The sequence below is a fragment of the Streptomyces sp. HmicA12 genome, from assembly GCF_000373565.1.
Taxonomy (GTDB): domain Bacteria; phylum Actinomycetota; class Actinomycetes; order Streptomycetales; family Streptomycetaceae; genus Streptomyces.
Window position 1 is genome coordinate 128,001 of record NZ_KB891808.1, and the last position, 26,081, is coordinate 154,081.

Consider the following 26,081-nt stretch of genomic DNA (forward strand, 5'->3'; position numbering starts at 1 on the left):
TTCCTTTCCGCACCCCGCCGTACGGTGGGACGCAGAACCAGCAATACCGCATACGAGGAGAACCCCAGTGGCCGAGCTGTTCTACGACGACGACGCCGACCTGTCCATCATCCAGAACCGCAAGGTCGCGGTGATCGGATACGGCTCCCAGGGCCACGCCCACGCGCTGTCCCTGCGTGACTCGGGCGTCGACGTGCGCGTCGGTCTGCACGAGGGCTCCAAGTCCAAGGCGAAGGCCGAGGAGCAGGGCCTGCGCGTGGTCACCCCGTCGGAGGCCGCCGCCGAGGCCGACGTCATCATGATCCTGGTCCCGGACCCGATCCAGGCCCAGGTCTACGAGGAGTCCATCAAGGACAACCTGAAGGCGGGCGACGCCCTGTTCTTCGGTCACGGCCTCAACATCCGCTACGACTTCATCAAGCCGGCGGCCGACGTCGACGTCTGCATGGTCGCCCCGAAGGGCCCGGGCCACCTGGTCCGCCGTCAGTACGAGGAGGGTCGCGGCGTTCCCTGCATCGCGGCCGTCGAGCAGGACGCCACCGGTAAGGCCTTCGAGCTGGCGCTGTCGTACGCCAAGGGCATCGGCGGCACCCGCGCCGGCGTCATCAAGACGACCTTCACCGAGGAGACCGAGACCGACCTGTTCGGTGAGCAGGCCGTCCTCTGCGGTGGTACCGCCGCGCTGGTCAAGGCGGGCTTCGAGACGCTGACCGAGGCCGGCTACCAGCCGGAGATCGCGTACTTCGAGTGCCTCCACGAGCTGAAGCTCATCGTCGACCTCATGTACGAGGGCGGCCTGGAGAAGATGCGCTGGTCGATCTCCGAGACCGCCGAGTGGGGCGACTACGTCACCGGCCCGCGGATCATCACGGACGCCACCAAGGCCGAGATGAAGAAGGTCCTCGCCGAGATCCAGGACGGCACCTTCGCCCGCGAGTGGATGGCCGAGTACCACGGCGGCCTGAAGAAGTACAACGAGTACAAGACCGCCGACAGCGAGCACCTGCTCGAGACCACCGGCAAGGAGCTCCGCAAGCTCATGAGCTGGGTGGACAACGAGGAGGCGTAAGCCTTCGGGGGACGGGGCCGCGGCACACGCCGCGGCCCCGTTCTCCATCGGTCGTCCACATGGCCGGCCACGGCTTGTCCACGGCGTCCAGCCACGGACGAGTGATCCTTCCAGGGAGGCGTAAGACAGCCTCCCGAGCGCCACTACACTGCTGAACTACATTCGCGTTGGGCCCACAGCGTCGTGCGTCTTAATCGCGGCTAGCACCCTCCACCGCATGCGGCCGTCGGGACGGCCGTCCGCATTGGACTTGTGAGGACTCACGTGAGCACTGCTGCCACCGGCAAACCCGTCGTACTCATCGCTGAAGAGCTTTCTCCCGCGACTGTCGACGCGCTGGGCCCGGACTTCGAGATCCGCCAGTGCAACGGCGCGGACCGCGCCGAGCTGCTGCCCGCCATCGCCGAGGTCGACGCGATCCTGATCCGCTCGGCCACCAAGGTCGACGCCGAGGCCATCGCCGCCGCGAACAAGCTGAAGGTCGTCGCACGAGCCGGCGTCGGCCTGGACAACGTGGACGTGTCCGCCGCCACCAAGGCCGGCGTGATGGTCGTCAACGCCCCGACCTCGAACATCGTGACCGCCGCCGAGCTCGCCTGCGGTCTCCTCATCGCCACCGCGCGCAACATCCCGCAGGGCTCGCAGGCCCTCAAGGGCGGCGAGTGGAAGCGCAGCAAGTACACGGGCGTCGAGCTCGCCGAGAAGACCCTCGGCGTCGTCGGCCTCGGCCGCATCGGTGCCCTGGTCGCCCAGCGCATGTCCGCCTTCGGCATGAAGGTCGTCGCGTACGACCCGTACGTGCAGCCCGCGCGCGCCGCGCAGATGGGCGTGAAGGTCCTCTCCCTCGACGAGCTGCTCGAGGTCTCGGACTTCATCACCGTGCACCTGCCGAAGACCCCCGAGACCCTCGGTCTCATCGGCGACGAGGCGCTGCACAAGGTCAAGCCGAGCGTGCGCATCGTGAACGCCGCGCGCGGCGGGATCGTCGACGAGGAGGCGCTGTACTCGGCGCTCAAGGAGGGCCGCGTCGCGGGCGCCGGTCTGGACGTGTACGCGAAGGAGCCCTGCACGGACTCCCCGCTGTTCCAGTTCGACCAGGTCGTCTGCACCCCGCACCTCGGCGCCTCCACGGACGAGGCGCAGGAGAAGGCCGGTATCGCCGTCGCCAAGTCGGTGCGCCTCGCCCTCGCCGGTGAGCTCGTGCCGGACGCGGTGAACGTGCAGGGCGGCGTCATCGCCGAGGACGTCAAGCCGGGCCTGCCGCTCGCCGAGCGCCTCGGCCGGATCTTCACCGCGCTCGCCGGTGAGGTCGCGGCCCGCCTCGACGTCGAGGTGTACGGCGAGATCACCCAGCACGACGTGAAGGTGCTCGAACTCTCCGCGCTCAAGGGCGTGTTCGAGGACGTCGTCGCCGAGACCGTGAGTTACGTGAACGCGCCGCTGTTCGCGCAGGAGCGCGGCGTGGAGGTGCGCCTGACGACCTCGTCCGAGTCGCCCGACCACCGCAACGTCGTCACCGTGCGCGGCACCCTCGGCAACGGTCAGGAGGTCTCGGTCTCCGGCACGCTCGCCGGCCCGAAGCACCTGCAGAAGATCGTCGCCGTCGGTGAGTACGACGTGGACCTCGCCCTCGCCGACCACATGGTGGTGCTGCGGTACGAGGACCGTCCCGGCGTCGTCGGCACCGTCGGCCGGGTCCTCGGTGAGGCGGGTATCAACATCGGCGGCATGCAGGTCGCCCGTGCCGACGTCGGCGGCGAGGCGCTCGCCGTGCTGACCGTCGACGACACCGTCCCGCAGAGCGTGCTGAACGAGCTGGCCGCCGAGATCGGCGCCGCCTCGGCCCGCTCGGTCAACCTCGTCTGAGACACGTACGTCTGAGACACGTACATCTGAGACACGTACATCTGCGACAAGCACAGTTGAGGGCCGGGTCACCCACGGGTGACCCGGCCCTCGGCCGTTGCGCGCGTACGGGCGTCAGGTGGACGGCGCGGTGGACTCCGGCTCGATCAGGCCCTCGCGGTAGGCGATGCCGACGGCCTCGGTGCGGCTCGTGGCGCCCAGCTTGGCGAGGATGTTCGAGACGTGGACGCTCGCCGTCTTGCCGCTGATGAACAGCTCCTCGCCGATCTGGCGGTTGGTGCGGCCGCGGCCGAGCAGCCGCAGCACGTCGCTCTCCCGGGCGGTCAGCGCGGCGATGCGGTCCCCGGTGGCCTGCGTGTCCCCGAGGCGGCCCCGGCGGATCAGGGCGTCCAGGGCCTCGCGCAGCGGCTCGGCGCCGAGCCGCACCGCGGTCTCCCGGGCCGCGCGGACCTGCTCGGCGGCCTCCTCGCGGCGGTCGGCGGTCAGCAGGGCCTCGGCCAACCTCCGTCGGCAGCGGGCCAGTTCGTACGGCTCGCCGTAGTCGCAGGCGGTCACCGCCCGCTCCCAGGCGGCGACGTCCGGGCCGGTGGCGGCGCGCACCCCCTCGGCCTCGGCGCGCGCCAGCCAGGCCAGGCCCTCGGGCCCCTGCTCGGTGCCGTCCTCGCCCCGAGCGGCCGTGTCCCGGGCCAGCTCCACCAGCTCGGCGGCGGTCTTCGCCCAGCGTCCGGCGCCTGCCGCGTCGCCGGACAGGCGAGCCTCCTCCGCGGCGTCCGCGACCGCCGACAGGGCCAGCGCGGCGAGCCGCACCACGGCGTCGGGCCGGCCCTCGGAGCCCGAGGTCTCCGTGAGCGCCTCGGTCGAGGTGTGCAGCTGCCGTACGCAGTCCTCGGCATCCGCGCGCAGCGCCGCCGCGTCGGTCAGCACGATGCTCGCGACGAGCAGCGCCATCCAGTCGGCGTCGTCGACGAGCAGCGCGCGGGCCCCGGCGGCGGCCGCGTCCAGCTCGCCGCGGGCCAGGGCGACGTACAGCGCCGGCGCGGTGGCGAACGCGGACGCGGCCGTGAGCAGTGCGCTGTCGGCGGCGGCCGCCCGCGCGCACTCGTCCCAGCGGCCCAGCGTGTAGAGCAGCAGGGACTGCAGATAGCGCAGCTCCAGGGCGTACGGAGACGAGAGCAGGCCGGCGTGGCGGGCGCGGTCGAGGCCGTCGCCGATCCAGGTCAGCGCCGCGTCCAGGGCCCCGGACTCGTAGTGGCCGATGGCCAGGTTGTAGAGCGCCCGCATCTCCACCGGGAGGTTCCCCGCGGTGCGGGCCAGGTCGCGGGCCTGCAGCAGCCGCTCCCGGCCCTGCGGGGTGCGCCGGTTGTGCGCGTCCAGGCCGACGAGGGAGATCGTCAGGTCGGCCCGGGCGTCGGCCAGTTCGAGCTGTTCGGCGATGTCCAGCGCCTGCCGGGCGACGCGCTCGGCGTCCTCGTCACGGCCCACGTACCGCGCCGCCATGACGTGGGTCGCGGCCGCCCACACCCAGGTGGGCGAGGGCGGCTCGGCCGGGATCAGCGCGAGCGCCTCGCTGCTGTACCGGAACGCGGCCTGGAGGTTGTCGATCCGCATCAGGTTGCCCGCGAGGGTGTAGCGCACCCGCGCGGCGAGTTCCGAGTCGGCGTCCGAGCCGGCCTGTGCGAGCGCGGAGCGGGTGAGCTGGACGGCGCGGTGCGGATCGCCGGCGTGGGCGGCGGCGGCCGAGGCGCGCAGGCCGAGGGTGACCGTGTCGCCATGCTCGGGGTGGGCGGACGGGTCCGTCACGGCCCACAGTTCGAGCGCGGTCTCCAGGTGGCGCAGCTCCTCGGCGGGCGCGCCGACGCGCCGGGCGTGGTCGGCGGCTTCCAGGGAAGCCGTCAGGGCGTCGGCCAGGTCGTGGCTCTCGCGCGAGTGGTGGACGCGCTCCGCCGCGCTCTCCGCCGAGTGGCCCTCGCGGCGCAGGAGTTCGGCGAAAAGGCCGTGCAGCCGGACCCGCTCGCCGGGCAGCAGATCCGCGTAGACGGCTTCGCGGGTGAGGGCGTGGCGGAACGAGTACGTCGCGTCGTCCCCCGGCAGCAGCAGCTGGTGCCCGACCGCCTCGCGCAGCGCCGACTCCAGCTCCTCGTAGGGCAGTTGGACGGCATCGCGCAGCAGGTCGTGGCCGACCCGGCGTCCCGCGACGGCCGCCGTGCGCAGCACCTGCTGTGCGGTCTCGGAGAGTTGCTCGATCCGGATGAGCAGTACGTCGACCAGGCTGCCCAGCCCGCCCAGATCGCCGGGCATGCCGGGGCCGTGGTCACCGGGCAGCGCGGCGAGCAACTCCTCGGCGTAGAAGGCGTTTCCCTCGGCCCGGTCGACGATGTGGCGGACCGTGCTGTCGGGGACGGGACCGCTGCCCAGCGCGCGCACGAGCCGGGCCACGTCCGCGTCGGCCATGGGGCGCAGCTCCAGGCGGTCCACGGTGGACAGCCGGATCAGCTCGGCGAGCAGGGGTCGCAACGGGTGGCGGCGGTGCAGGTCGTCCGTGCGGTACGAGGCGAAGAGGGCGAGGCGCCGGGGCGGGTCGCCGGGGCCGGGCCGCTGCAGGACGCCCCGGCTGAGCAGGAAGCGGAGCAGGTCGCGTGACGACTGGTCCGCCCAGTGCAGGTCTTCGACGACCAGAAGGAGCGGGGCCAGGCCGGCCAGGTCCGCGAGGAGTCCCGCGACGCCCTCGAAGAGCTGCAGGCGGCTGCCGGGGTCGGGCGCGGAGCCGGTCCCCGGGGCCGAGCCGAGCAGGCGGTTCACCGCGGGGTGCGCGGCGAAGGCAGGGGCGAGCCGCTCGTCGGCGGCCGCCGCGCCGAGGATCTCCGTGAACGGGAGGTACGGCAGACCCACGTCGCCGAGGTCCACGCAGTGGCCGGTCAGGACGATGGTGCCGGTGCCCGCGGCGTGGGCCGCGGCCTCCGTGAGCATGCGGGTCTTGCCGACGCCCGCGTCCCCGGCCAGCAGGACGGCGCGCGGTTCGCCGGCCCTGGCGCGCTCCAGCACGCCGGTGAGCCGGGCGAGTTCGTCCTCCCGGCCGATGAACGGCGTACCGAATGTCTGTGCCACGTGCCCATCCTGGCACGCTCCGCCGGCATCGCTCTCGGCCAGCCGTCCCCGGTGGGCGGGAGCGCGACGGCGCCGGGCCGGCCGGAGGGTCCGGCCCGCCCGGCGCCCGGCCGGTGGGATGTCAGACGGTCGCCCTCCCGCAGGTCGGCTCGACGGGTGCGGTCTCCTCGGACGCCGTCTCCGTGTCGCGCACCCGCACCTTGCGCAGGGAGGCGATGGCGAGGACCGCGGCGGCGAGCAGCAGGACCGCGCCCGCGACGGCCGCCGCCCGCATGCCGTCGGTGAACGCCTCCCGTGCGACGGTGGTCAGGGCCGACCCCGCGTCGCCCGGCAGCTGCCCGGCGACCGCGAGGGCGCCGCCCAGCGTCTCGTGGGCCGCGGCCGGGGCGTCGGACGGGATGCCGTGGCGGTAGACCGCGGTGCCGATGGAGCCCAGGACGGCCATGCCGAGGGCGCCGCCGAACTCGGCGCCCGTCTCCAACAGGGACGCTGCGGAGCCCGAGTTGGCGACCGGCACGGTGCCGAGCGCCAGGTCCATCATCTGGGACATCACGGTGACGATCCCGGCGGCGAGGACACCGGCGCCGGCCAGGACCAGCCACAGCGAGTCGGTGCCGGCGAGGGCGAGCAAGCCGTACCCGGCGGCGGCGACGGTGAAGCCGCCGGCGACGACGTGGGCGCGGTGCACGCCCTTGTCGACGAGCTGCGCGGCGACGGGCGCCGCCACACCGACCAGGACGGTGGGGAGCAGCGCCCACAGGGCGGCCGACATCGAGCTCTTGCCGAGCACGGACTGCAGGTACTGGGTGGTGAAGTACGCCGAGCCCATCATGCCGAAGGAGGAGACGAGGTTCAGGACGACGGCGGGGGCGAAGCCCCGGCCGCGGAACAGTACGGGGGAGATCAGCGGGGACTTCGCGGTGCGCTGGCGGTGCACGAACAGGGCGGCGAACAGCAGGCCCACGGTGATCGACACGACGTACCGCACGTTCCAGCCCTCGGACGGGATCTCCTTGATGCCGTAGATGACGGGCAGCACGGCGGCCATCGACAGCGGCACGCTGAGCAGGTCGAAGCGGCCGGGCTCGGGGTTCTTCGACTCGGGCAGCAGGAACGGGCCGAGGACCAGGAGCAGCACCATCGCGGGCAGGTTGACGAGGAAGACCGAGCCCCACCAGAAGTACTCGACGAGGACACCGCTCATCACCGAACCGAGCGCGACGCCGCCGGTCATGACGGCCGACCACAGGCCGATCGCCTTCGCGCGCTGGCCGGCGTCGGTGAACATCGTGCGGATGATCGCCATGGTGGACGGCATGAGCGTCGCGCCGCCGATCCCGAGGAGCGCGCGGGCGGCGATGAGGGTCTCGGCGCTGTTCGCGTACGCGGCGAGGACGGAGGCGGTGCCGAAGGCGGCGGCGCCGATCAGGAGCAGCTTGCGGCGCCCGATGCGGTCACCGAGCGAGCCCATCGTCATCAGCAGGCCGGCGAGCACGAACGCGTAGATGTCGAAGATCCACAGCTGCTGGGTGCCGCTCGGCTCCAGGTCCGCGCTGATCGCGGGGATCGCGAAGTAGAGGACCGAGACGTCCATGGAGACGAGGAGCAGCGGCAGCATCAGGACGCCGAGTGCGGTCCATTCCTTGCGCCCCGCACGGGAGTCGGGGGTCGTGGTGGTGCCCGTCGAGTTCGTCATGACAGGAACCATACGGACGTCTTAAACGCTTGTCTAGTACGAGCGTATGGGACTTTCGTTTAAGACGTTCGTCTGGATTCTGGGTAGGCTGAAGGCATGGGACATCGCGAGGATCTGCTCGAAGGCGCCAAGCGCGTACTTCTGGAGAAGGGGTTCGCGCGCACGACCGCGCGCGACATCGTCAAGGAGTCGGGGACGAACCTGGCGTCGATCGGCTACCACTACGGGTCGAAGGACGCGCTGCTCGCGCAGGCCTATGTGGCGCTGGCCGAGAAGGCGGGCGACGAGTGGGGCGGGCCGCACGAACCGGCGGGCGCGCCGGGCTCGTTGGAGAGGTTCAGGGCCGTGGTCGGCGGGATCACCGACAGCCTCGGCAAGCCCGGCTCCATCTGGCACCTGAGCGTGGAGCTCATCACGCTGGGCGACAAGCTCCCGGCCCTGCGCGCGCACATGTCGGCGGCCCAGCGCGAGGCCGGGCGCGGCTTCATCGGCATGATCATGGGGGAGGAGCCGCCGGCCGACGACCCGAGCGTGGACACCCTCGGCAAGTTCTTCTCGGTGCTGGTCCTCGGACTCATCGCCCAGCACACCTTCGACCCGGAGTTCTCGCCGAGCGCCGATGAACTCACCGAGGGATTGCGGCAGTTGATGGAGACGGCCGGCTAGACGGCAACCCGGCCCAGGGGCCCTAGAGCCGCGCCGCCTTCAACCCCATGTGCAGCAGCAGTCGGTCCTCGCCCTCGTCCAGGTCGAGGCCGGTGAGCTGTTCCACCCGGGACAGGCGGTAGTAGAGGGTCTGGCGGTGGATGCCGAGCGCGGCCGCCGTGCGGCCCGCCTGGCCCGCGCAGTCGAGGAACACCTCGGCGGTGTGGGCCAGTTGGTGGTGGGCGGGGGAGAGCAGCGCGGTCAGCGTCGGGTCGTGGGCGGTCTCGGCGGGGAGCGAGGTCAGCAGGCGGTACGGGCCGATCGCCGACCACTGCGTGTCGGGGCCCAGGCGCGGGTTGGCCAGGGCGGTGCGGGCCGCGGCCTGCGCCTCGTGCCAGGCCGCGGCGAGTTCGGCAAGGTCGGTGCGGGGGGCGCCGATGCCGGCCGCGACCGGGGTGCCGCCCGCGCGGGCCCGCAGTTTCGCCGCCGCCGCGAGCGCCGGGGTCAGTACCTCCGAGGAGCGCAGGCGCACAAGGAGCGCCAGGCACTGGCCCGTCGTGCCCCAGGGGACGGTGCACAGGGCGTCCGCGGCCGGGAGCGTGCGGACGGAGGGCGCGTCGTCGGGGTCGGCCGACGGCCAGGGGGCCACGCAGACCACCGTGTGCAGTCCGTCCGCCCGCGCCCCCAGGGCCGTCCGGAGCGCCGCCACCGCCATGTCGCGCTGCCAGCCGCGCTCGGCGGTGAGCACCGAGTGGAACTCGCGGGTCAGATCGGCGCCGGCCTGCGCCTCGTCCGCCAGCTGCGCGCCGATCCGGCCCGCCACCTCCATCGCCGCGTCCAGCTGCTCCTGCGTGGGTCCCGGCTCGTCGTCCAGGAGCCATACGTAGCCGAGGACGATGCCCCGATGGCGTACGGGGAGGCAGATCCGGCCGCGATAGACGCCGGCCTCCGGGGTCGCCGGAATGCGGACCGGCTCCTTGGCACGGGCGATGCCGAAGCCCTCGAACCAGGCACGGACCTCGGGCGTGGAGCTGCGCGTCAGGATCGAGCGGGTGCGGACCGGGTCCAGGGCCGACGCGTCGAAGTCATTGCCCCCGGCCCCGCCTCCGTCACCGTCGCTGAGCTGCGCGCCGAACGCGATCAGCCGGAAGTCGCGGTTCTCGAGCGTCGCGGGGGCGCCGAGCAGTGCCGAGATCTCGTCGACCAGTTCCTGGTAATCGCCCTTCACCCCACCATTCTCACTCACCCCGGGCGTCGCTTCATACATCTGTCTGAGGTGGCGGCCACAGATGCGTGACAGCTGTCGATGGCACAGGATCGGAGGGATCCTTAGATTTCACGGTGGTTCCACGTGCCGTACCCGCTTTGCGGTGATTCGGCCCGGCGTTATGCGTCCGTCCTCCTGTCCTCTCCACATGCTCCATGGAGGTGCCCCGTGCTGGCTCCCCTGATCCTCGCCGCGTCGCGCAGCGACAAGATGCGCTCCTTCGTGTCGGCGGCGCCGGGCACCAAGCAGGTCGTCGACCGGTTCATCGCCGGCGAGACCGTCGACCAGGTGATCCCGATCGTTCAGGACGCCGCCGCCAAGGGCCTGGAAGTCACCCTCGACGTCGTCGGTGAGGACATCACCACCGTCGAGCAGTCCCACGCGGCGCGCGACGCCTACCTTGAGCTCGTCCAGCACCTGAAGGACCTCGGCCTGGGTACCAAGGCCGAGATGTCCGTGAAGCTGTCGATGTTCGGCCAGGCGCTGGAGGGCGGCCACGAGCTGGCCCTCGCCAACGTCCGCCCGGTCGTCGAGGCCGCCGCCGCCATCGGCACCACGGTCACGCTCGACGCCGAGGACCACACCACCCTCGACTCGATGTTCGCCATCCACGAGGAGCTGCGGAAGGACTTCCCGCAGACCGGCTGCGTCATCCAGTCCTACCTCTTCCGCACCGAGGACGACGCCCGCCGCCTGGCCGCCGCCGGCTCGCGCGTGCGCATCGTGAAGGGCGCCTACAAGGAGCCCGCCGAGGTCGCTTACCAGGACAAGGCCGAGATCGACAAGGCGTACGTCCGGATCATGCGCATCCTCATGGAGGGCTCCGGGTACCCGATGATCGGTTCCCACGACCCGCGCCTGATCTCCATCGCGCAGGAGCTCGGCCGCCAGGCCGGGCGCAAGCTGGACGAGTACGAGTTCCAGATGCTCTACGGGATCCGCAGCGACGAGCACCTGCGGCTCGCCGCCGAGGGCCACCGGATGCGTGTCTACACCGCGTACGGCACCGACTGGTACGGATACTTCATGCGCCGCCTCGCGGAGAAGCCGGCCAACCTGCTGTTCTTCGCCCGCTCGGTCCTCACCAAGGGCTGAGCCCCACCGTCGTCATACGTATGACGCGCGTGCGTCATACGTAAAACGTTCCCGACTCCCCGACCCCCGAAGGAGATTACGGACCATGACCCTGGACGCCGTGACCCAGGTCCCCGCCCCGGTCAACGAGCCGGTGCACGGCTACGCCCCCGGTTCCCCGGAGCGTGCCCGCCTGGAGGCCAAGCTCAAGGAGCTGGCCGAGAACCCGATCGAGCTGCCCTGCACCATCGGCGGCGTCCGTCGGATGGGTGGCGGCGAGCGCTTCGACGTCGTGCAGCCGCACAACCACAAGGCCGTCATCGGTACGTACGCGAACGCCACGGAGCAGGACGCCCAGGACGCGGTCGACGCCGCCCTGGCCGCCGCCCCCGCCTGGCGCGCGATGGCCTTCGACGACCGCGCCGCGATCATCCTGCGCGCCGCCGAGCTGCTCTCCACCACGTGGCGCGAGACGATGGCCGCCTCCACGATGCTCGGCCAGTCGAAGACCGCCCAGCAGGCCGAGATCGACACCCCGTGCGAGCTCGTCGACTTCTGGCGCTTCAACGTCCACTACGCCCGCAACCTGCTCGCCGAGCAGCCGCCGGCCAACTCCACCGGCGTGTGGAACCGCATGGACCACCGCCCGCTGGAGGGCTTCGTCTACGCGATCACGCCGTTCAACTTCACGGCCATCGCGGGCAACCTGCCCACCGCCCCGGCCCTCATGGGCAACGTGGTGGTCTGGAAGCCGTCCCCGACGCAGACCCACGCCGCCGTGCTGCTCCTGCAGCTCCTGGAGGAGGCCGGTCTGCCCAAGGGCGTCATCAACCTGGTGACCGGTGACGGCCTCGCCGTCTCCGAGGTGGCCCTGAACCACCGCGACCTGGCCGGCATCCACTTCACCGGCTCGACCAAGACCTTCCAGCACCTGTGGAAGACGGTCGGCAACAACATCGAGAAGTACCGCACCTACCCGCGTCTCGTCGGCGAGACCGGCGGCAAGGACTTCGTCGTCGCCCACCCGAGCGCCGACCGTGCCGTCCTCAAGACGGCGCTGACCCGCGGCTCCTTCGAGTACCAGGGCCAGAAGTGCTCCGCCTCGTCGCGCGCCTACATCCCGGCGTCCATCTGGAACGACGGGTTCAAGGAGGAGTTCGCGGCCGAGGTCGACGGCATCACCATGGGTGACGTCACCGACCTGTCGAACTTCATCGGCGCCGTCATCGACGACCGCTCCTTCGCCAAGAACAAGGCGGCCATCGACCGTGCCAAGGACGACGCGTCCTGCACGATCGTCGCGGGCGGCACGTACGACGACTCGACCGGCTACTTCGTGCGCCCGACCGTCGTCGAGTGCACCGACCCGGCCAACGAGGTCTTCACGACCGAGTACTTCGGCCCGATCCTCGCGATCCACGTCTACGAGGACGACCAGTACGACGCCATGCTGGAGCAGATGGAGTCGGCCTCCGACTACGCGCTCACCGGCTCGGTCATCGCCAACGACCGCGCCGCCGCCGCGCACACGATGGAGAAGCTCCGCTACGCCGCGGGCAACTTCTACATCAACGACAAGTCGACCGGCGCCGTCGTCGGCCAGCAGCCGTTCGGTGGCGGCCGCGCCTCCGGTACCTGCGACAAGGCCGGTGCCCCGCAGAACCTGACGCGCTGGACGCTGACCCGCGCCATCAAGGAGACGCTGGTCCCGCCGACCGAGTACACGTACCCGCACATGGGCTGACGCCCGCCCCCACAACCCCGCCCCCGGTCCAGGGCCCCACCCCGGCCGGGGGCGGCGTGTTCTGCGCCGCTGGAATCAGCCCTCGTGGTCCGTGACCGTCAGCACGATCTTGCCCTGGGTGCGGCCCGTTCCGCTCATCTCATGGGCCTTGCCCGCCTCCGCCAGAGGGAGCACGGCCGACACGTGCGGGCGGATCCGGCCCGCCGCCATCAGGGCCGCCACCTTGCGCAGCGTCGCCCCCGAGGGCTGGACCGCGACCCGTGCGCAGCGCACCCCGCGGGCCTCCCCGTCCTCCGCGATGACGCCCGGGTCGGAGAGGACCGCCGAGGCGAGGAGACCGCCCGGGCGCAAAGTGGCCAGGGTGCGGGGCCCGTAGGCGCCGCCGATCAGGTCGAGGGCCACGTCGATGTCGCGGACCGTGAGGGCGAAGTCCGTGGTCGTGTAGTCGAGGGGCTCGTCCACGCCGAGGTCGCGCAGGAACCTGTGCTTGTCGGCGCGGGCGGTGCCGATGACGTACGCGCCCTCGGCCTTGGCGATCTGCACCGCGATGTGGCCGACGCCGCCCGCCGCGGCGTGCACGAGCACCCGGCGTCCCGGGCCCACCGCGCCGGTGTCGATCAGGGCCTGCCAGGCGGTGAGCGCGGCGGTCGGGACCGCGGCCGCGTGCACGTGGTCGACCGTCGCCGGCTTCGGCGCGAGGTGCTCGACGCGGACGGTCACGTACTCGGCGTAGGCGCCGCCGCGGATCATCCCGAACACCTCGTCGCCGGGCCGGAGCCCGGTCACGTCCCCGCCGCACGTCTCGACCACCCCGGACAGGTCCCGGCCGACGGTGAACGGCGGGTCGCCCAAGAGGGGTGACTCACCGGTGCGGGCCAGCCGGTCCACCGGATTCACGCCGACCGCGTGCACCCGGACCAGCACTTCGCCCTCCTGCGGCTCGGGCAGTCGCGCCTCCACCATTTCGAGCACCTCGGGTCCGCCGAGCCGCCGCTGAGTCATCACGCGCATGGTGGGACTCCTCCCCAGGGGTCCGGCCGGACCACCGTGGCCCGGCCGGTGCTGGGTCCATCGTGGAGTGCGGCCGCCCCCCGCGCCATAACGCCTCCACGATCACAACTCCCGTACAGGAAAGGGGAGTCGGGGCCCGGGATGGAGTCGCTGTCGGCCGCGTACGGGTGAGCGGGGCCCTTCTGTGACTGATGGGGCTGCGGGGGCTGATGGGGCCAGTGGCGTGAGGTCCGTCTCAGATAGTAGGAAGTCCGAGTAATTGTGGAGACAGAATCAGAGACCTGTCCTAGCTTTGTAGGAGCCGAACGTCTCGCCCGATCCGGCGAATGGCGGTCGTGAGCCGAGCACCAGGCAGGCAACCCCTGCAGCTCCCGCTCCCCGCCCCTTCCGGCGCCTCGAAATCCCCGTGGATCCCGCGCACTTCCGCGCGTGACCTCATGTGATCTCAAGGAGTCGATCACCATGGCCACTGCGACGCCCGCTCGCCGCCGAGTCCGTCACGTCTCCCCGTCCACCGAAGCCGACCGCAGGACGGCGAAGATCGCCGCCGCCGCTCTCCAGCGCGCCCTGGACCGCAGGGACAACGGCGGCGAGACCGGTCACTGAGACCGCTCAAGCACCCCGCTCCACCTCGAAGTGGTCGATGCGCGTGCCGTCCCCGGCCAGCGCGGACACCTTGAGGCGCGGGCGCGCGCCGGTCTCCACCTCGACCTTGAGCAGGGAGAACCCGCGATAGCGCACCCGTGACCACGGAACGGTCTCGTTCTTCGTCCGCCGCGACGGTGTCGCCCAGACGAAGCTGTCGACGGCCGCGTTGTCTGCGTGTCGCTCCTCGTGCCCTTCGAAGCTCTCCTTGCTGCCGGGCCGTAAGCCGTACAGGTCCCGACCGCCGCCGCCCGCGGTGACGTACACGATGCCGTCGCGCGCCGGGTCCGTCGTGCCGCCGATCGGCACGGCCCGGCCCACCGCGCCGCCGCGCACGGCGTCGGTGCGCTCGTAGACGTGGTTGTGCCCGTTGATCACCAGGTCCACCCGGTGCCGGTCGAACAGCGGGACCCATGCCTTGCGGACCCCGCCGTCGGAGGCGTGCGCCGACGTCGAGTACGCGCAGTGGTGGAAGAACACGACGACGAAGTCGATGTGCGGCGCGGCCCGCAGTTCCTTCAGGGTCCGCTCCAGCCACGCGGTCTGCCGGCCGTCGCTGTGGCCCAGGTTCGCCGTGATCTCGTAGCTGACGTCGTTGGCGTCCAGTGCCACCACGCCCACGTTGCCGTACGTGAACGTGTACGCGCCCGGTGTCGACGTCGCGTCGAAGCCGCTGTCCGGCAGGGACCAGCGCGCCAGCTGGCCGCCGTAGCCCTCGGGGGAGTACCAGGCCTCCATGTCGTGGTTGCCGGTCGTCACCATCCACGGGACGGTGCGGGCGACCTGCTCGTTCTGCTTCATGAACAGGTCCCAGAAACCGGGGTCGTAGCCGTCCGTCTTCTTGCCGTGCCCGGTGCCGTCCGCGTAGCAGAGGTCGCCGGCGTGCAGGTGGAAGGCCGGGGCCTGGCGCAGCATCAGGTGGTCGTTTGCCGCGGCCGCTTCTCCCACGCCCTGGTCGCCGAAGGCCGTGAAGGTGAAGGCCGCGGGCGCGGCCGGGGCCGTGCGGAACCGCGCCAGGGTCGAGCGGTGCGCGGGCGAGGCCGGATCGAAGCCGTCGTGGCCGACGCCGTAGTAGTACGTCGTGCCGGGTGTCAGCCGGTCCAGGGCCGCGTGCACGTAGAACTGATCGAGCGCGAGCCGTACCCCCTCCACGCCGGGCGTGTGCAGATCGCGTACCTCGGCCGCGATCCGCCGGCTCAGGTCGTCGGGGCGCAGGCCGATCCGGACGTACGGCTTCCGCACCGCGCGCGGGACCTGCCAGGCGATCCGCATCTGCGTCCTCGGGTCGGCGCCGAACGCGAGATGGCGGCCGAAGGGCGGCAGCGCCGCGCCCTGCGTGGCGGACGCCGACGCCGATTCCCTCGTCCGGGGCGCGGAGCCGTCCGAGCAGCCCGTGAGCAGTCCGCCCGCGGCCACGGCGCCCGCCGTCAGCAGGGCCCGCCGCCTGCCGAACCGCGTCCGCAGGTACTCGTACTGCTCGGGCATGCTCATCCGCCGCGCGAGGTCCGGCGGGATGCCGACGTCCGGGGTCTCCATGGGGGTCAACTTCCCAGCAGACCCCAACTACGGCCGCACCGGGGGGTGAACAGCGGGCGACCGCACGGCGACCTGTCCGGATGATGGACAACGCATGTCATCCCATGGGACAGGGAGTACGGTGCTGGCATGTCTCGCAGCATCAATCTCGCAGTGATTCCCGGTGACGGCATCGGCCAGGAGGTCGTGGCCCAGGGTCTGAAGGTCCTCTCCGCCGTCCTTCCGCAGGATGTGAAGCTGGAGACCGAGGACTACGACTTCGGCGCCAAGCGTTACCACGCGACCGGTGAGACCCTCACCGACGCCGACCTCGACTCCCTCAAGAAGCACGACGCCATCCTGCTCGGCGCCATCGGTGACCCGTCGGTGCCGTCCGGTGTCCTGGAGCGCGGCTTCCTGCTCAAGCTCCGCTTCGCCTTCGACCACCACGTCAACCTGCGTCCGTCGAAGCTCCTTCCGGGTGTCTCGACCCCGCTCGCCGGCCAGCCCGAGATCGACTTCGTCGTGGTCCGCGAGGGCACCGAGGGCCCCTACACCGGCAACGGCGGCACGATCCGCAAGGGCACCGAGCACGAGGTCGCCACCGAGGTCTCCGTCAACACCGCGTTCGGTGTGGAGCGCGTGGTCCGTGACGCGTTCGCCCGCGCCCAGGCCCGCCCCCGCAAGAAGCTCACGCTGGTCCACAAGAACAACGTGCTGACCTTCGCCGGGCACCTCTGGACGAACGTCTTCAACAAGGTGGCCGAGGAGTTCCCCGAGGTCACCACCGATTACATCCACGTCGACGCCGCGACGATCTACCTCGTCACCGACCCGGCCCGCTTCGACGTGATCGTCACCGACAACCTCTTCGGCGACATCATCACCGACCTCGCCGCTGCCGTCTCCGGCGGCATCGGCGTCGCGGCCTCCGGGAACATCAACCCGGGCCGCGAGTTCCCGTCGATGTTCGAGCCCGTCCACGGCTCGGCCCCGGACATCGCGGGTCAGGGCAAGGCCGACCCGACCGCCACGGTCCTCTCGGTCGCCCTCCTCCTGCGTCACCTCGGCTACGAGGAGCAGGCCACGCGCATCGAGACCGCCGTCTCCGCCGACCTCGGCGAGCGCGGTGCTGCCGTCCGCTCCACCGACGAGATCGGCGACGCGCTCGTCGCCCGAGTAGTAGCCGGCTGACCCGGCGCTCGACCTTCGTAGCGAAGCCGCCGGGACGCACACCGCACCCGGCGGCTTCTCGTATGCGGCCCCGGGTGGAACCATCGACCCCTGGGCCGCACCACATCCCGCACTCACCAGGCCCGTTACGAGCACACCTCTGCGCGCGCGATAATCGAACGCGAGGCCGCGATGTACGTGGAAGCTCGGACGTCCTAGTACAAGGAGTGCAGACGTGAGCGCGGTCCGTCACAACCAACGGTGAAGGACACGCAACCATGACGACGCCCACGATCGAACTCAAGCCCTCCGCCAGCCCGCTCTCCGCTGCCGAGCGTGAGGCGATCCTGGCCAGCCCCGGGTTCGGCCGCCACTTCACCGATCACATGGTGACGATCAAGTGGACGGAGGGGCGCGGCTGGCACGACGCGCAGCTCGTCCCGTACGGCCCGATCTCGCTCGACCCCTCCTCGCACGTGCTCCACTACGGGCAGGAGATCTTCGAGGGTCTCAAGGCGTACCGGCAGCCGGACGGCTCCGTCGCCGTCTTCCGCCCGGAGGCCAACGCCCGCCGCTTCCGTGCCTCCGCCCGCCGGATGGCCATGGCCGAGCTGCCCGACGAGCTGTTCCTCGGCGCGCTCGACGCGCTGCTCGCGCAGGACTCCGGCTGGGTGCCGCCGCACGGCGGCGAGGAGGCCCTGTACCTGCGGCCGTTCATGTTCGCCTCGGAGACCGGACTCGGCGTCCACCCGGCCAATGAGTACCTGTTCATGCTGATCGCCTCCCCGTCCGGCGCGTACTTCGCGGGCGGCGTGAAGCCGGTCACCATCTGGGTCTCCGAGGACCACGTCCGCGCCGTCCCGGGCGGCACCGGCGACGCCAAGACCGGCGGCAACTACGCGGCGTCGCTGCTGCCGCAGGCCGAGGCCGCGGCCAACGGCTGTGACCAGGTCGTCTACCTCGACGCGGTGACCCGCACCAAGGTCGAGGAGTCCGGCTCGATGAACGTCGCGTTCGTCTACGGCGACCGCATCGTCACCCCGGCCCTGACCGGCTCGATCCTGGAGGGCATCACGCGCGACTCGCTCCTCCAGGTCGCCACTGACCTCGGCTACACCGCCGAGGAGGGCGTGATCACGCTGGAGCAGTGGCGAGCGGACGCGGCCTCCGGTGCGCTCACCGAGGTCTTCGCGTGCGGCACGGCCGCCGTGGTCACGCCGATCGGCAAGGCCAAGACCAAGTCCGGCGAATGGGCCCACGGCGACGGCACCCCCGGCCCGGTCACCCTGAAGCTGCGCGACGCCCTGCTCAACCTGCAGCGCGGCACGGCCGACGACACGCACGGCTGGATGCACAAGATCGGCTGACACCCTCCCGGCTCAAGGCCCCCGCACCCCTCGGTCGAGGCGCGGGGGCCTTCGCGTGCTCGGGCCTGCTCAGACCCGCTCAGGCCTGCTCCGCTCCGTACCCCGCGAACATGTCGAGCAGCTTCCGCTGCGCGTCCGGGCCGAACATCATCGTGAGGTTGCCCGCGGAGTCGGCGGCCGTCGCCTCGCTGCGCGGGAACAGCTCCTTCTCGTACGCCGTGAGCGCGGCCTCCGCGTCGCCGGGGTGCTCGATGATCGCGCGGGCCAGTTCGGCGCCGTCGAACATGGCGAGGTTGGCGCCCTCGCCCGCGAACGGCGACATCAGGTGCGCCGCGTCGCCGAGCAGCGTGACGCCCGGCACCCGCTCCCAGGAGGTGCCGACCGGCAGGGCGTGGATCGGGCGCGGCACCAGGGGCGCGTCGGCGGCCGCGACCAGGGCGCGCAGCCGGTCGTCCCAGCCCTCGAAGTGGGCGAGGACCGCGGCGCGCGCCGCCTCCGTGTCCGTGAAGTCGAGGGAGTCCAGCCAGTCCTCGGGCGCCTTCACCGCGACGTACGTGTGGACGCGGCCGTCGCCCTCGCGGTGCGTGAGCAGGGCGCGCTCGTCGCCGAGGACGAAGGCGCTGCCGCCGCCGGTGAACGCGGCGACCTCCGCGTGCCGCGCGTTGCCCGGCAGTACGTCGGCCTCCACGAACGAGATGCCGGTGTACGCGGGACGGGCGTCGGTGAGCAGCGGGCGGATCCGGGACCAGGCCCCGTCGGCGCCGATCAGCAGGTCCGTGGTGAAGCGGCCGCCGTCGGCGAGGGTGACCAGGTGGCGGCCCGGGACGGCGGTGGGCTCGGCGCCGGTGACCTTCGAGCCCCAGCGGATGGTGCCGTCGGGCAGCGAGTTCAGCAGCAGGCGGCGCAGGTCGGCGCGGTTGACCTCGGGGCGGCCGCCGTCGCCGGTGTCCGGCTCGTGCTTCACGAGGGTGCCGTCGGGGGCGATGACCCGGGTCTCCTCGCCGCCGCCGAGGACGAGGGCGCGGAAGTCGTCGTGGAGGCCGGCCGCGCGCAGCGCCTCCTGGGCCGTCTCCTCGTGCAGGTCGAGCATGCCGCCCTGAGCGCGGGCGTCGGCCGAGGCGTCCAGGTCGAGGACGGTGCAGGCGATGCCGTTCACGTGCAGGACGCGGGCGAGCACGAGGCCGCCCAGTCCGGCGCCGATGACGGCGACGGGGTGGTGGGGGATGTCCGGGGTGGTCGGGACGGTGGTGGTCGTGGTGTTCATGGTGGCCTCCTTGGGCGCCGCCCCGTGATGTCCGAGGTGTCCGTTTCTTCTCTTCCACAGTAACGAACATGTTCGTAACGAACAAGTTCGTCGGAGAGTGAGCGGAGGTCAGGGCGGCCGGTGCCGGGTGGATCAGGGGAGGGCGGAGACGGGGGTCAGGAAGCGTCGAGCGGCGGCTCGGGCGCCGCTTCGATGCCCGCGATCAGGGTGGCGAAGCCCCAGCTCCTGCGCCCGGGAGCGCCCGCGACGAGCAGGTCGGAGAGCCGGGCGAGCTCCGGGTGGCGGGCGGGCGACGCCTCGGCGATCGCCGTGAACGTGGCGTCCATCGTGCCGTTGTCGTCCCCGGCGTGCTCGGCCGCCGTCGCGGTCGCGTGTTGCAGCAGCAGGTCCACGCCCCACGCGGCGCGCGCGTCCGAGACGCCGCCCTCGCGCAGCAGCACGAGCACGGCCTCCACCAGGTCCAGGTAGTGCTCGCCGGAGGGATGGACGGTCAGCGCGGAGCGGGCCAGCGACGGGTAGCGGAACAGCATCTCCAGGTACGAGGTGAGCAGCCGGGTCAGCCGCTCGCGCCAGTCGCCCGAACCGTCCCGGGCGGGGGAGAGGTCCACCTCGGCGAGGAGTGCGTCCAGGACCGCGGCGTGCAGCTCGTCGGTGTTGCGGACGTAGACGTACAGCGAGGCGGGGCCGGTGTCGAGCTCGCCGGCGAGGCGGCGCATCGTCACCTTGCCGAGCCCTTCCGCGCGCAGGACGCGCACGGCGGCGGTGACGATGCCGCTCCGGCTCAGGGCGGGCTTGGCGGGCCGCTCGCGGCGGCTGCGCGGGGTGCTCGTCCGGTCGGTGCCGGTCCGGTCGCTGCTGGTCACGGCCCCACGGTAGTCGCCCCCGCTCCCTCCCTCGCCCTTGAGGGCGGCACTTAGAGCAGTGCTCAAGCAGATGTGAGACAAGGCTGAAGGCCCCGGGTTTCCTTCTGTCCGACCGGCATTTAGAGTGGCGTTCAAACTATGAGGAGGTAGGACGGCGTGCGACTCACCCCCACCGAGCGCGACCGGCTGCTGCTGTTCGGCGCCGCGGAGCTGGCCCGGGCACGCAAGGCCCGCGGCCTGCGGCTCAACGTGCCCGAGGCCACCGCCCTGATCGCGGACACCGTCTGCGAGGCGGCCCGCGACGGGAAGCGGCTCGCGGAGGCGATCGAGGCGGCGCGCTCCGTGCTCGGCCCCGACGACGTGCTGCCCGGCATCGCCGACGTCGTCACCGAGGTGCACGTCGAGGCCGTCTTCGACGACGGGTCGCGGCTCGCGATCGTGGGCGACCCGATCGGCGGCGGACTCGGGGAGAACGCGCCGGGCGCGCTGCTGCCCGGACCCGAACACGCCGACCCGGAGCCGGAGTCGACGCTCACCGTGACCAACACCGCGTCCGTCCCCGTCTCGGTCACCTCCCACTTCCACTTCTTCGAGGCGAACCCGCGCCTGGACTTCGTACGCGCGAAGGCCTACGGCATGCGGCTCGCGGTGCCCGCGGGCTCCTCCGTGCGGTTCGGTCCCGGGGAGAGCGCCGAGGTCGGTCTCCTGCCGATCGGCGGCGAGCGGATCGCCATCGGGTTCGCCGGACTCGTCGACGGCCCGCTCGACGCCCCCGGCGCCCGCGAGGAGGCGCTGCGCCGCGCGGCCGCCTGCGGATATCTGGGCACAGACCAGCCCGGCATCGACGAGCCCGGCACCGACGAAGAGGAGGCCGCGCGATGAGCCGCCCCGGAGGACACCCCGCCGCAGCCCGCCGCCTGACCCCGTACGAGTACGCGGCCACGCACGGCCCGCGCGCCGGTGACCGCGTCCGCCTGGGTGACTCCGGGCTCACGATCAAGGTCGAGTCCGACTCACAGGCGTACGGCGACGAGTTCCTGGCCGGGTTCGGCAAGACCGCCCGCGACGGACTGCACCTGAAGGCCGCCGCCGTCCGCGAGACCTGCGACGTGGTCATCTCGAACGTCGTCGTGATCGACGCGGCGCTCGGCATCCGCAAGGTGTCGATCGGCATCCGCGAGGGCCGCATCCACGCCATCGGCCGGGCCGGGAACCCGGACACCCTCGACGGCGTGGACGTCGTGGTCGGCACGGGCACGTCCATCGTGTCCGGCGAGGGCCTGATCGCCACCGCCGGAGCCGTCGACACGCACGTGCACCTGCTCTCCCCGCGCATCATGGAGGCCTCGCTCGCCTCCGGCGTGACCACGATCATCGGGCAGGAGTTCGGCCCGGTCTGGGGCGTCGGCGTCAACTCGCCCTGGGCGCTCAAGCACGCCTTCTCCGCCTTCGACGCCTGGCCGGTCAACATCGGCTTCCTGGGCCGGGGTTCGTCCTCGCACGACGCCCCGCTCGTGGAGGCGCTCGCCGAGGGCGGTGCCTGCGGGTTCAAGGTGCACGAGGACATGGGCGCGCACACCCGCGCGCTCGACACCGCGCTGCGCGTCGCCGAGGAGCACGACGTCCAAGTCGCCCTGCACAGCGACGGGTTGAACGAGTGCCTGTCGGTCGAGGACACCCTGAAGGTGCTGGACGGGCGGACCATCCACGCCTTCCACATCGAGGGCTGCGGCGGCGGCCACGTGCCCAACGTCCTGAAGATGGCGGGCGTCGCGAACGTCATCGGCTCGTCCACCAACCCGACCCTGCCCTTCGGCCGGGACGCCGTCGCCGAGCACTACGGCATGATCGTCTCCGTCCACGACCTCAAGCCCGACCTGCCGGGAGACGCCGCCATGGCCCGCGACCGGATCCGCGCCGGGACGATGGGCGCCGAGGACGTGCTGCACGACCTGGGCGCCATCGGCATCACCTCGTCCGACGCGCAGGGCATGGGCCGGGCGGGCGAGACCGTCCGCCGTACCTTCGCGATGGCCGGCAAGATGAAGGGCGAGCTCGGCGACCCCGGAGTCGGCCACGACAACGACCGCGTCCTGCGCTACATGGCGAAGCTGACCATCAACCCCGCCATCGCGCACGGCCTCTCGCACGAGATCGGCTCCATCGAGCCCGGCAAGATGGCCGACATCGTGCTGTGGCGCCCCGAGTACTTCGGCGCGAAGCCGCAGCTCGTGCTCAAGTCCGGGTTCCCCGCGTACGGCGTCGTCGGCGACCCGAACGCGGCCACCGACACCTGCGAACCCCTCGTCCTGGGACCGCAGTTCGGCGCGCACGGCGCCGCTGCCGCCGAACTGTCCGTCGCCTTCGTCGCCCAGGCCGCCGTCGACGACGGCCACGACTCGATGCCCACCCGACGCCGCCGGGTCGCCGTGCGCGGCACCCGCGGCATCGGCCCGGCGGACCTCAGGTTCAACTCCCGTACGGGTGCCGTCGACGTGGACCAGCGCACCGGCCTGGTCACTCTCGACGGCGAGCCGCTGCGGTCCGAGCCGGCCGACTCCGTCTCCCTCAACCGTCTCTACTTCCTCTGAGGTTTCTGTCATGACCTACGTGATGCCGCCCGAGTGGGCCCCGCACGAGCGCACCTGGATGGCGTGGCCGAGCCCCAACCCGACCTTCGCCGACGACCAGGAGCTCGCCGAGGCCCGCGCCGCGTGGGCCGCGGTGGCCGACGCCGTGCGCGCGTACGAGCCGGTGACGATGGTCGTCGGACCGGGCCAGGAGGCATCGGCCCGCGAACTCCTCGACCCCGCGGTCGAGTTGGCCGAGCGTGACCTGGACGACGCGTGGATGCGGGACATCGGTCCCACGTTCGTGAAGCACGCGGAGTCGGGCGAACTGGCCGCCGTCGACTGGACGTTCAACGGCTGGGGCGCGCAGGACTGGGCCCGCTGGGAGCACGACGCGAAGATCGCCCGCCATGTCGCCGACCTGACCGGGATCCCCGTGCACTCCTCGCCCCTGGTGAACGAGGGCGGCGGCATCCACGTCGACGGCGAGGGCACCGTACTCCTCACCGAGACCGTGCAGCTCGACCCGGACCGCAACGGGGACCGGTCGAAGGAGGACGTCGAGGCCGAGATCCACGCCCGCATCGGCACGACGAAGGCCATCTGGCTGCCGCGCGGACTCACCGGCGACTACGGCCAGTTCGGCACCCGCGGGCACGTCGACATCGTCGCCGCGTTCGCCGCGCCCGGCGTCGTCCTGGTCCACTCGCAGCAGGACCCCGCCCACCCCGACTTCGAGGTCAGCAGGGAGATCATCGGCGTCCTGTCCGGGCAGACCGACGCGCAGGGCCGCCCCCTGGAGATCGTCGAGGTCCCGGCCCCGACCGTCCTCACCGACGACGAGGGCTGGGTCGACTACTCGTACATCAACCACTACCTCTGCAACGACGGCGTGGTCCTGTGCGGCTTCGACGACCCGAACGACGAGAAGGCCGCCGCGATCTTCCGCCGCCTCTTCCCGCGGCGGACGGTCACGCTCGTCGACGCGCGCACGATCTTCGCGGCAGGCGGCGGCATCCACTGCATCACGCAGCAGCAGCCCGTCCCGGGGAACTGAGGTGACCCGCCGCCACACCCCCGCCCCGCCGCGCGAGAACGTGCTCGCCGCGACCATGGCGATGATCGCCGAGAGCGGCCTGGAGAAGCTCACCCTGGCCGCGCTCGGGCGCGAGGTCGGCATGAGCAGCGGGCACCTCGCGTACCACTTCGGCTCCAAGGACGAGCTGCTGCTGCGCACCCTTGAGTGGAGCGAGGGCCAACTCGGCGCGAAACGGCGGGAGTTGCTGGTGGGCGACGGCAGCGCGCGCGAGCGCGTCGACGCGTACGCCGATCTGTACGTGCCCGACGGACACCGGGACCCGCACTGGTCGCTGTGGCTGGAGGTGTTCAACCGCTCGCAGAAGGCCGACGGCGACGCCCGTGCCCGCCAGGCCGCCATCGAGGGGGCCTGGCACCGCGATCTGGTGGCGCTGCTCGCCGAGGGGATCTCGCGCGGCGAGTTCCGCACCGGCGTCGACCCGGACCGGTTCGCGGCCCGGCTGCGGGCGATGCTCGACGGGTTCTCGATCCATGTGGTGATCGGGCTCCGCGGGGCCGACCGGGCTCAAGTCCTCGACCACGTACGGGAGTTCCTGGACGACGGGCTCGCCGCCCCGGTCAGCGGCCCGTCGTGAAGCGCACCGGGGTGCCCGGCACCGCCTGCGCCGCCGCCGCGAGGGCCTCCTCCGCGACGACCGCGATCACCGGGTAGCCGCCGGTCGTCGGGTGATCGTGCAGGAAGACCACCGGGCGGCCGTCCGGCGGCACCTGCACCGCGCCGAGCACCATGCCCTCGCTCGGCAGTTCGGTCTCCACCTTCCATTTCAGGGACGGGCCTTCGGTGCGCAGGCCGATGCGGTTGCTGTGCGGCGAGACGGTGAACGTCGCCGACAGGAACGTCCGCAGGCCCGCCCCGGTGAACCAGTCCGTGCGCGGGCCGAGCCGCACCGGCAGGACGAGCTCGGCCGGCGGGGCCGGCCAGGGCGCGGCCGCCGGGAGCGCGGGGGAGTGCGGCGCCGGGCCCACGGGGAGCACGGTGCCCGTCGCGAGCGGGGCCGGGCCGAGGCCCGACAGGAGGTCGGTGGCGCGGCTGCCGAGGGTCGCCTCCACGGCGATGCCGCCGGCCACGGCGAGGTACGAGCGCAGGCCCGCCGTCGCCGTACCCGCGTCGAGGACGGCCCCGGCCGGGACGCGCACCGGGGTGCCCCACGGTGCGGGGCGGCCGTTCACGGTGACCGGGCAGGGGGCGCCGCCGACGACGACCGTGACCGGGTGGTCGGGGCGCAGCGCGCAGCCGGTCAGGGTGGTCTCCAGGACGGCGGCGCCCTCCGGGTTGCCGGCCAGCCTGTTGGCCAGGCGCATCGCGGGCGCGTCCAGGGCGCCGCTGCGGGGGACTCCCAGGTGGGCATGGCCTTGGCGGCCGGCGTCCTGGATCGTGGTCAGCGCCCCTGGGCGGGTGACGGTCAGTTTGGTGGTCATGGGGTCCCGCCGTTCCCCTCAAGCCCCTCCGGCGATTGAGGAGCTGGGTCCGGGGCGGAGCCCCGTGACAGGGGCAGATACCGGACCAGCGTTCCGGGCGTCAGCAGCGCCGCCCGCTCCTTGGCCGGGTCCCACAGCGGAGTCGGATCCGGCATCGTGCCGATGATCTGCCAGCCGCCCGGCGTCGACCTCGGGTACACCGCCGAGTACGGGCCCGCGAGGGCCACCGCGCCCGCCGGGACCCTGGTGCGCGGGGTGGCGCGGCGCGGGACGTGGAGGTGCTCCGGCAGGCCGGTCAGGTAACCGAAGCCGGGGGCGAAGCCGCAGAAGGCGACGCGGTACGTGTACGAGGAGTGCAGCGCGGCCACCTCGTCCTCGGCGACACCCCAGAGCGCGGCCACGTCGGCCAGGTCCGGGCCGTCGTAGACGACGGGGATCGTGACGACGTCGCCGTCCGCGGGGGGCGTCAACGGCACGTCCCAGTCCGCGAGTTGGCGTGCCAGTGGCTCGGGGTCCGGTACGCCGTCGAGCAGGACCGTGCGCGCGCCGGGCACGATCTCCGCGACCGGCGGCAGGGTGCCGGCCGCGCGGCGGCGCAGCAGTTCCGCGTGCAAAGCGCCGGCGCGCTCGCCGTCCGGCAGCTCCACGAGCAGGGCGTGCCGCCCGGCGGGGCGCACCACCATGTCGCCG

At 72.2% G+C, this 26,081-nt stretch carries 21 protein-coding genes; 12 read left to right on the plus strand and 9 right to left on the minus strand.

Annotated features, from left to right (window positions below; translation table 11 throughout):
- Positions 1–67: 67 nt before the first annotated feature.
- Together ilvC and serA are read left to right on the plus strand one after the other, a co-directional pair.
- Entirely contained in the window at positions 68–1,069 is a 1,002-nt protein-coding gene (gene ilvC / locus B072_RS0117720; protein ID WP_018531298.1) for a ketol-acid reductoisomerase, read from the plus strand.
- Positions 1,070–1,333: 264 nt separating this feature from the next.
- Entirely contained in the window at positions 1,334–2,935 is a 1,602-nt protein-coding gene (gene serA / locus B072_RS0117725; RefSeq protein ID WP_018531299.1) for a phosphoglycerate dehydrogenase, read from the plus strand.
- 114 nt (positions 2,936–3,049) lie between these two features.
- Here the strand turns inward: serA and B072_RS0117730 are convergent, their stop codons facing one another.
- A complete protein-coding gene (locus B072_RS0117730) occupies positions 3,050–6,040 on the minus strand; it encodes a helix-turn-helix transcriptional regulator (protein ID WP_018531300.1) in 2,991 nt (996 codons plus the stop codon).
- 121 nt (positions 6,041–6,161) lie between these two features.
- Positions 6,162–7,736 carry an MFS transporter gene (locus B072_RS0117735; protein ID WP_018531301.1) on the minus strand — a complete coding sequence of 525 codons (1,575 nt, stop codon included), beginning with the start codon at positions 7,734–7,736 and terminating at the stop codon, positions 6,162–6,164.
- 96 nt (positions 7,737–7,832) lie between these two features.
- Here B072_RS0117735 and B072_RS0117740 point away from each other — a divergent pair, with 96 nt between their 5' ends.
- A complete protein-coding gene (locus B072_RS0117740) occupies positions 7,833–8,402 on the plus strand; it encodes a TetR/AcrR family transcriptional regulator (RefSeq protein ID WP_018531302.1) in 570 nt (189 codons plus the stop codon).
- 22 nt (positions 8,403–8,424) lie between these two features.
- Here B072_RS0117740 and B072_RS0117745 read toward each other — a convergent pair whose 3' ends face one another.
- On the minus strand, positions 8,425–9,648 hold the full coding sequence (locus tag B072_RS0117745) for a helix-turn-helix domain-containing protein (protein ID WP_051127212.1): 1,224 nt from the start codon (positions 9,646–9,648) through the stop codon (positions 8,425–8,427).
- Between the two features lie 168 nt (positions 9,649–9,816).
- Here B072_RS0117745 and B072_RS0117750 point away from each other — a divergent pair, with 168 nt between their 5' ends.
- Positions 9,817–10,743 (plus strand): proline dehydrogenase family protein, encoded by a 927-nt coding sequence (locus B072_RS0117750; protein ID WP_018531304.1) that lies wholly within the window; start codon positions 9,817–9,819, stop codon positions 10,741–10,743.
- 91 nt (positions 10,744–10,834) lie between these two features.
- A complete protein-coding gene (gene pruA / locus B072_RS0117755; RefSeq protein WP_026245971.1) occupies positions 10,835–12,466 on the plus strand; it encodes an L-glutamate gamma-semialdehyde dehydrogenase in 1,632 nt (543 codons plus the stop codon).
- 75 nt (positions 12,467–12,541) lie between these two features.
- Here pruA and B072_RS0117760 read toward each other — a convergent pair whose 3' ends face one another.
- Positions 12,542–13,477: an NADP-dependent oxidoreductase gene (locus B072_RS0117760; RefSeq protein ID WP_018531306.1), complete on the minus strand. Its 936-nt coding sequence runs from the start codon at positions 13,475–13,477 to the stop codon at positions 12,542–12,544.
- Positions 13,478–13,939: 462 nt separating this feature from the next.
- Between B072_RS0117760 and B072_RS48695 the strand changes: the two genes are divergently transcribed.
- Entirely contained in the window at positions 13,940–14,083 is a 144-nt protein-coding gene (locus B072_RS48695; protein ID WP_018531307.1) for a hypothetical protein, read from the plus strand.
- Positions 14,084–14,089: 6 nt separating this feature from the next.
- On the opposite strand, the gene B072_RS0117770 is transcribed toward B072_RS48695, so the two are convergent.
- Positions 14,090–15,658: a purple acid phosphatase family protein gene (locus B072_RS0117770; RefSeq protein WP_018531308.1), complete on the minus strand. Its 1,569-nt coding sequence runs from the start codon at positions 15,656–15,658 to the stop codon at positions 14,090–14,092.
- Between the two features lie 129 nt (positions 15,659–15,787).
- On the opposite strand from B072_RS0117770, the gene B072_RS0117775 reads away from it, so the two are divergent.
- Complete coding sequence (locus tag B072_RS0117775) at positions 15,788–16,831, plus strand: 3-isopropylmalate dehydrogenase (protein WP_018531309.1); 1,044 nt, start codon at positions 15,788–15,790, stop codon at positions 16,829–16,831.
- Between the two features lie 257 nt (positions 16,832–17,088).
- Positions 17,089–18,177, plus strand: coding sequence for a branched-chain amino acid aminotransferase (locus tag B072_RS0117780; protein ID WP_018531310.1), 1,089 nt, complete (start codon positions 17,089–17,091; stop codon positions 18,175–18,177).
- A 79-nt stretch (positions 18,178–18,256) separates the two neighbouring features.
- Here B072_RS0117780 and B072_RS0117785 read toward each other — a convergent pair whose 3' ends face one another.
- Positions 18,257–19,441, minus strand: coding sequence for an FAD-dependent oxidoreductase (locus B072_RS0117785; protein WP_018531311.1), 1,185 nt, complete (start codon positions 19,439–19,441; stop codon positions 18,257–18,259).
- Between the two features lie 155 nt (positions 19,442–19,596).
- Positions 19,597–20,304: a TetR/AcrR family transcriptional regulator gene (locus B072_RS0117790; protein WP_018531312.1), complete on the minus strand. Its 708-nt coding sequence runs from the start codon at positions 20,302–20,304 to the stop codon at positions 19,597–19,599.
- Between the two features lie 156 nt (positions 20,305–20,460).
- Between B072_RS0117790 and ureA the strand changes: the two genes are divergently transcribed.
- The 4 genes from ureA to B072_RS0117810 are packed head-to-tail and all read left to right on the plus strand — an operon-like array spanning position 20,461 to position 24,547.
- Positions 20,461–21,186: an urease subunit gamma gene (ureA, locus tag B072_RS43375; RefSeq protein WP_018531313.1), complete on the plus strand. Its 726-nt coding sequence runs from the start codon at positions 20,461–20,463 to the stop codon at positions 21,184–21,186.
- Complete coding sequence (locus tag B072_RS0117800; RefSeq protein ID WP_018531314.1) at positions 21,183–22,895, plus strand: urease subunit alpha; 1,713 nt, start codon at positions 21,183–21,185, stop codon at positions 22,893–22,895. The genes ureA and B072_RS0117800 overlap by 4 nt, the downstream gene beginning before the upstream one ends.
- A 10-nt stretch (positions 22,896–22,905) precedes the next feature.
- Positions 22,906–23,931, plus strand: coding sequence for an agmatine deiminase family protein (locus tag B072_RS0117805; RefSeq protein WP_018531315.1), 1,026 nt, complete (start codon positions 22,906–22,908; stop codon positions 23,929–23,931).
- A gap of 55 nt (positions 23,932–23,986) precedes the next feature.
- Positions 23,987–24,547, plus strand: a complete 561-nt coding sequence (locus B072_RS0117810; RefSeq protein WP_051127217.1) for a TetR/AcrR family transcriptional regulator — start codon at positions 23,987–23,989, stop codon at positions 24,545–24,547.
- On the opposite strand, the gene B072_RS0117815 is transcribed toward B072_RS0117810, so the two are convergent.
- Both B072_RS0117815 and B072_RS0117820 read right to left on the minus strand, forming a co-directional pair.
- A complete protein-coding gene (locus B072_RS0117815) occupies positions 24,531–25,391 on the minus strand; it encodes a biotin-dependent carboxyltransferase family protein (protein ID WP_018531317.1) in 861 nt (286 codons plus the stop codon). The genes B072_RS0117810 and B072_RS0117815 overlap by 17 nt on opposite strands.
- Entirely contained in the window at positions 25,388–26,074 is a 687-nt protein-coding gene (locus tag B072_RS0117820; RefSeq protein ID WP_051127218.1) for a 5-oxoprolinase subunit B family protein, read from the minus strand. Before B072_RS0117820 ends, B072_RS0117815 begins: the two co-directional genes overlap by 4 nt.
- Positions 26,075–26,081: the final 7 nt, after the last annotated feature.

Excerpts from the sequence above, each read along its gene's own strand:
- B072_RS0117800 (WP_018531314.1), top strand. The coding sequence starts at position 21,183 with ATGAGCCGCCCCGGAGGACACCCCGCCGCAGCCCGCCGCCTGACCCCG.
- B072_RS0117780 (WP_018531310.1), top strand. The coding sequence starts at position 17,089 with ATGACGACGCCCACGATCGAACTCAAGCCCTCCGCCAGCCCGCTCTCC.
- B072_RS0117760 (WP_018531306.1), bottom strand. The coding sequence starts at position 13,477 with ATGCGCGTGATGACTCAGCGGCGGCTCGGCGGACCCGAGGTGCTCGAA.
- B072_RS0117805 (WP_018531315.1), top strand. The coding sequence starts at position 22,906 with ATGACCTACGTGATGCCGCCCGAGTGGGCCCCGCACGAGCGCACCTGG.
- B072_RS0117775 (WP_018531309.1), top strand. The coding sequence starts at position 15,788 with ATGTCTCGCAGCATCAATCTCGCAGTGATTCCCGGTGACGGCATCGGC.
- B072_RS0117770 (WP_018531308.1), bottom strand. The coding sequence starts at position 15,658 with ATGGAGACCCCGGACGTCGGCATCCCGCCGGACCTCGCGCGGCGGATG.
- B072_RS0117820 (WP_051127218.1), bottom strand. The coding sequence starts at position 26,074 with ATGGTGGTGCGCCCCGCCGGGCGGCACGCCCTGCTCGTGGAGCTGCCG.
- B072_RS0117815 (WP_018531317.1), bottom strand. The coding sequence starts at position 25,391 with ATGACCACCAAACTGACCGTCACCCGCCCAGGGGCGCTGACCACGATC.
- B072_RS48695 (WP_018531307.1), top strand. The coding sequence starts at position 13,940 with ATGGCCACTGCGACGCCCGCTCGCCGCCGAGTCCGTCACGTCTCCCCG.
- B072_RS0117785 (WP_018531311.1), bottom strand. The coding sequence starts at position 19,441 with ATGAACACCACGACCACCACCGTCCCGACCACCCCGGACATCCCCCAC.
- B072_RS0117735 (WP_018531301.1), bottom strand. The coding sequence starts at position 7,736 with ATGACGAACTCGACGGGCACCACCACGACCCCCGACTCCCGTGCGGGG.
- B072_RS0117740 (WP_018531302.1), top strand. The coding sequence starts at position 7,833 with ATGGGACATCGCGAGGATCTGCTCGAAGGCGCCAAGCGCGTACTTCTG.
- B072_RS0117810 (WP_051127217.1), top strand. The coding sequence starts at position 23,987 with ATGGCGATGATCGCCGAGAGCGGCCTGGAGAAGCTCACCCTGGCCGCG.
- B072_RS0117745 (WP_051127212.1), bottom strand. The coding sequence starts at position 9,648 with ATGTATGAAGCGACGCCCGGGGTGAGTGAGAATGGTGGGGTGAAGGGC.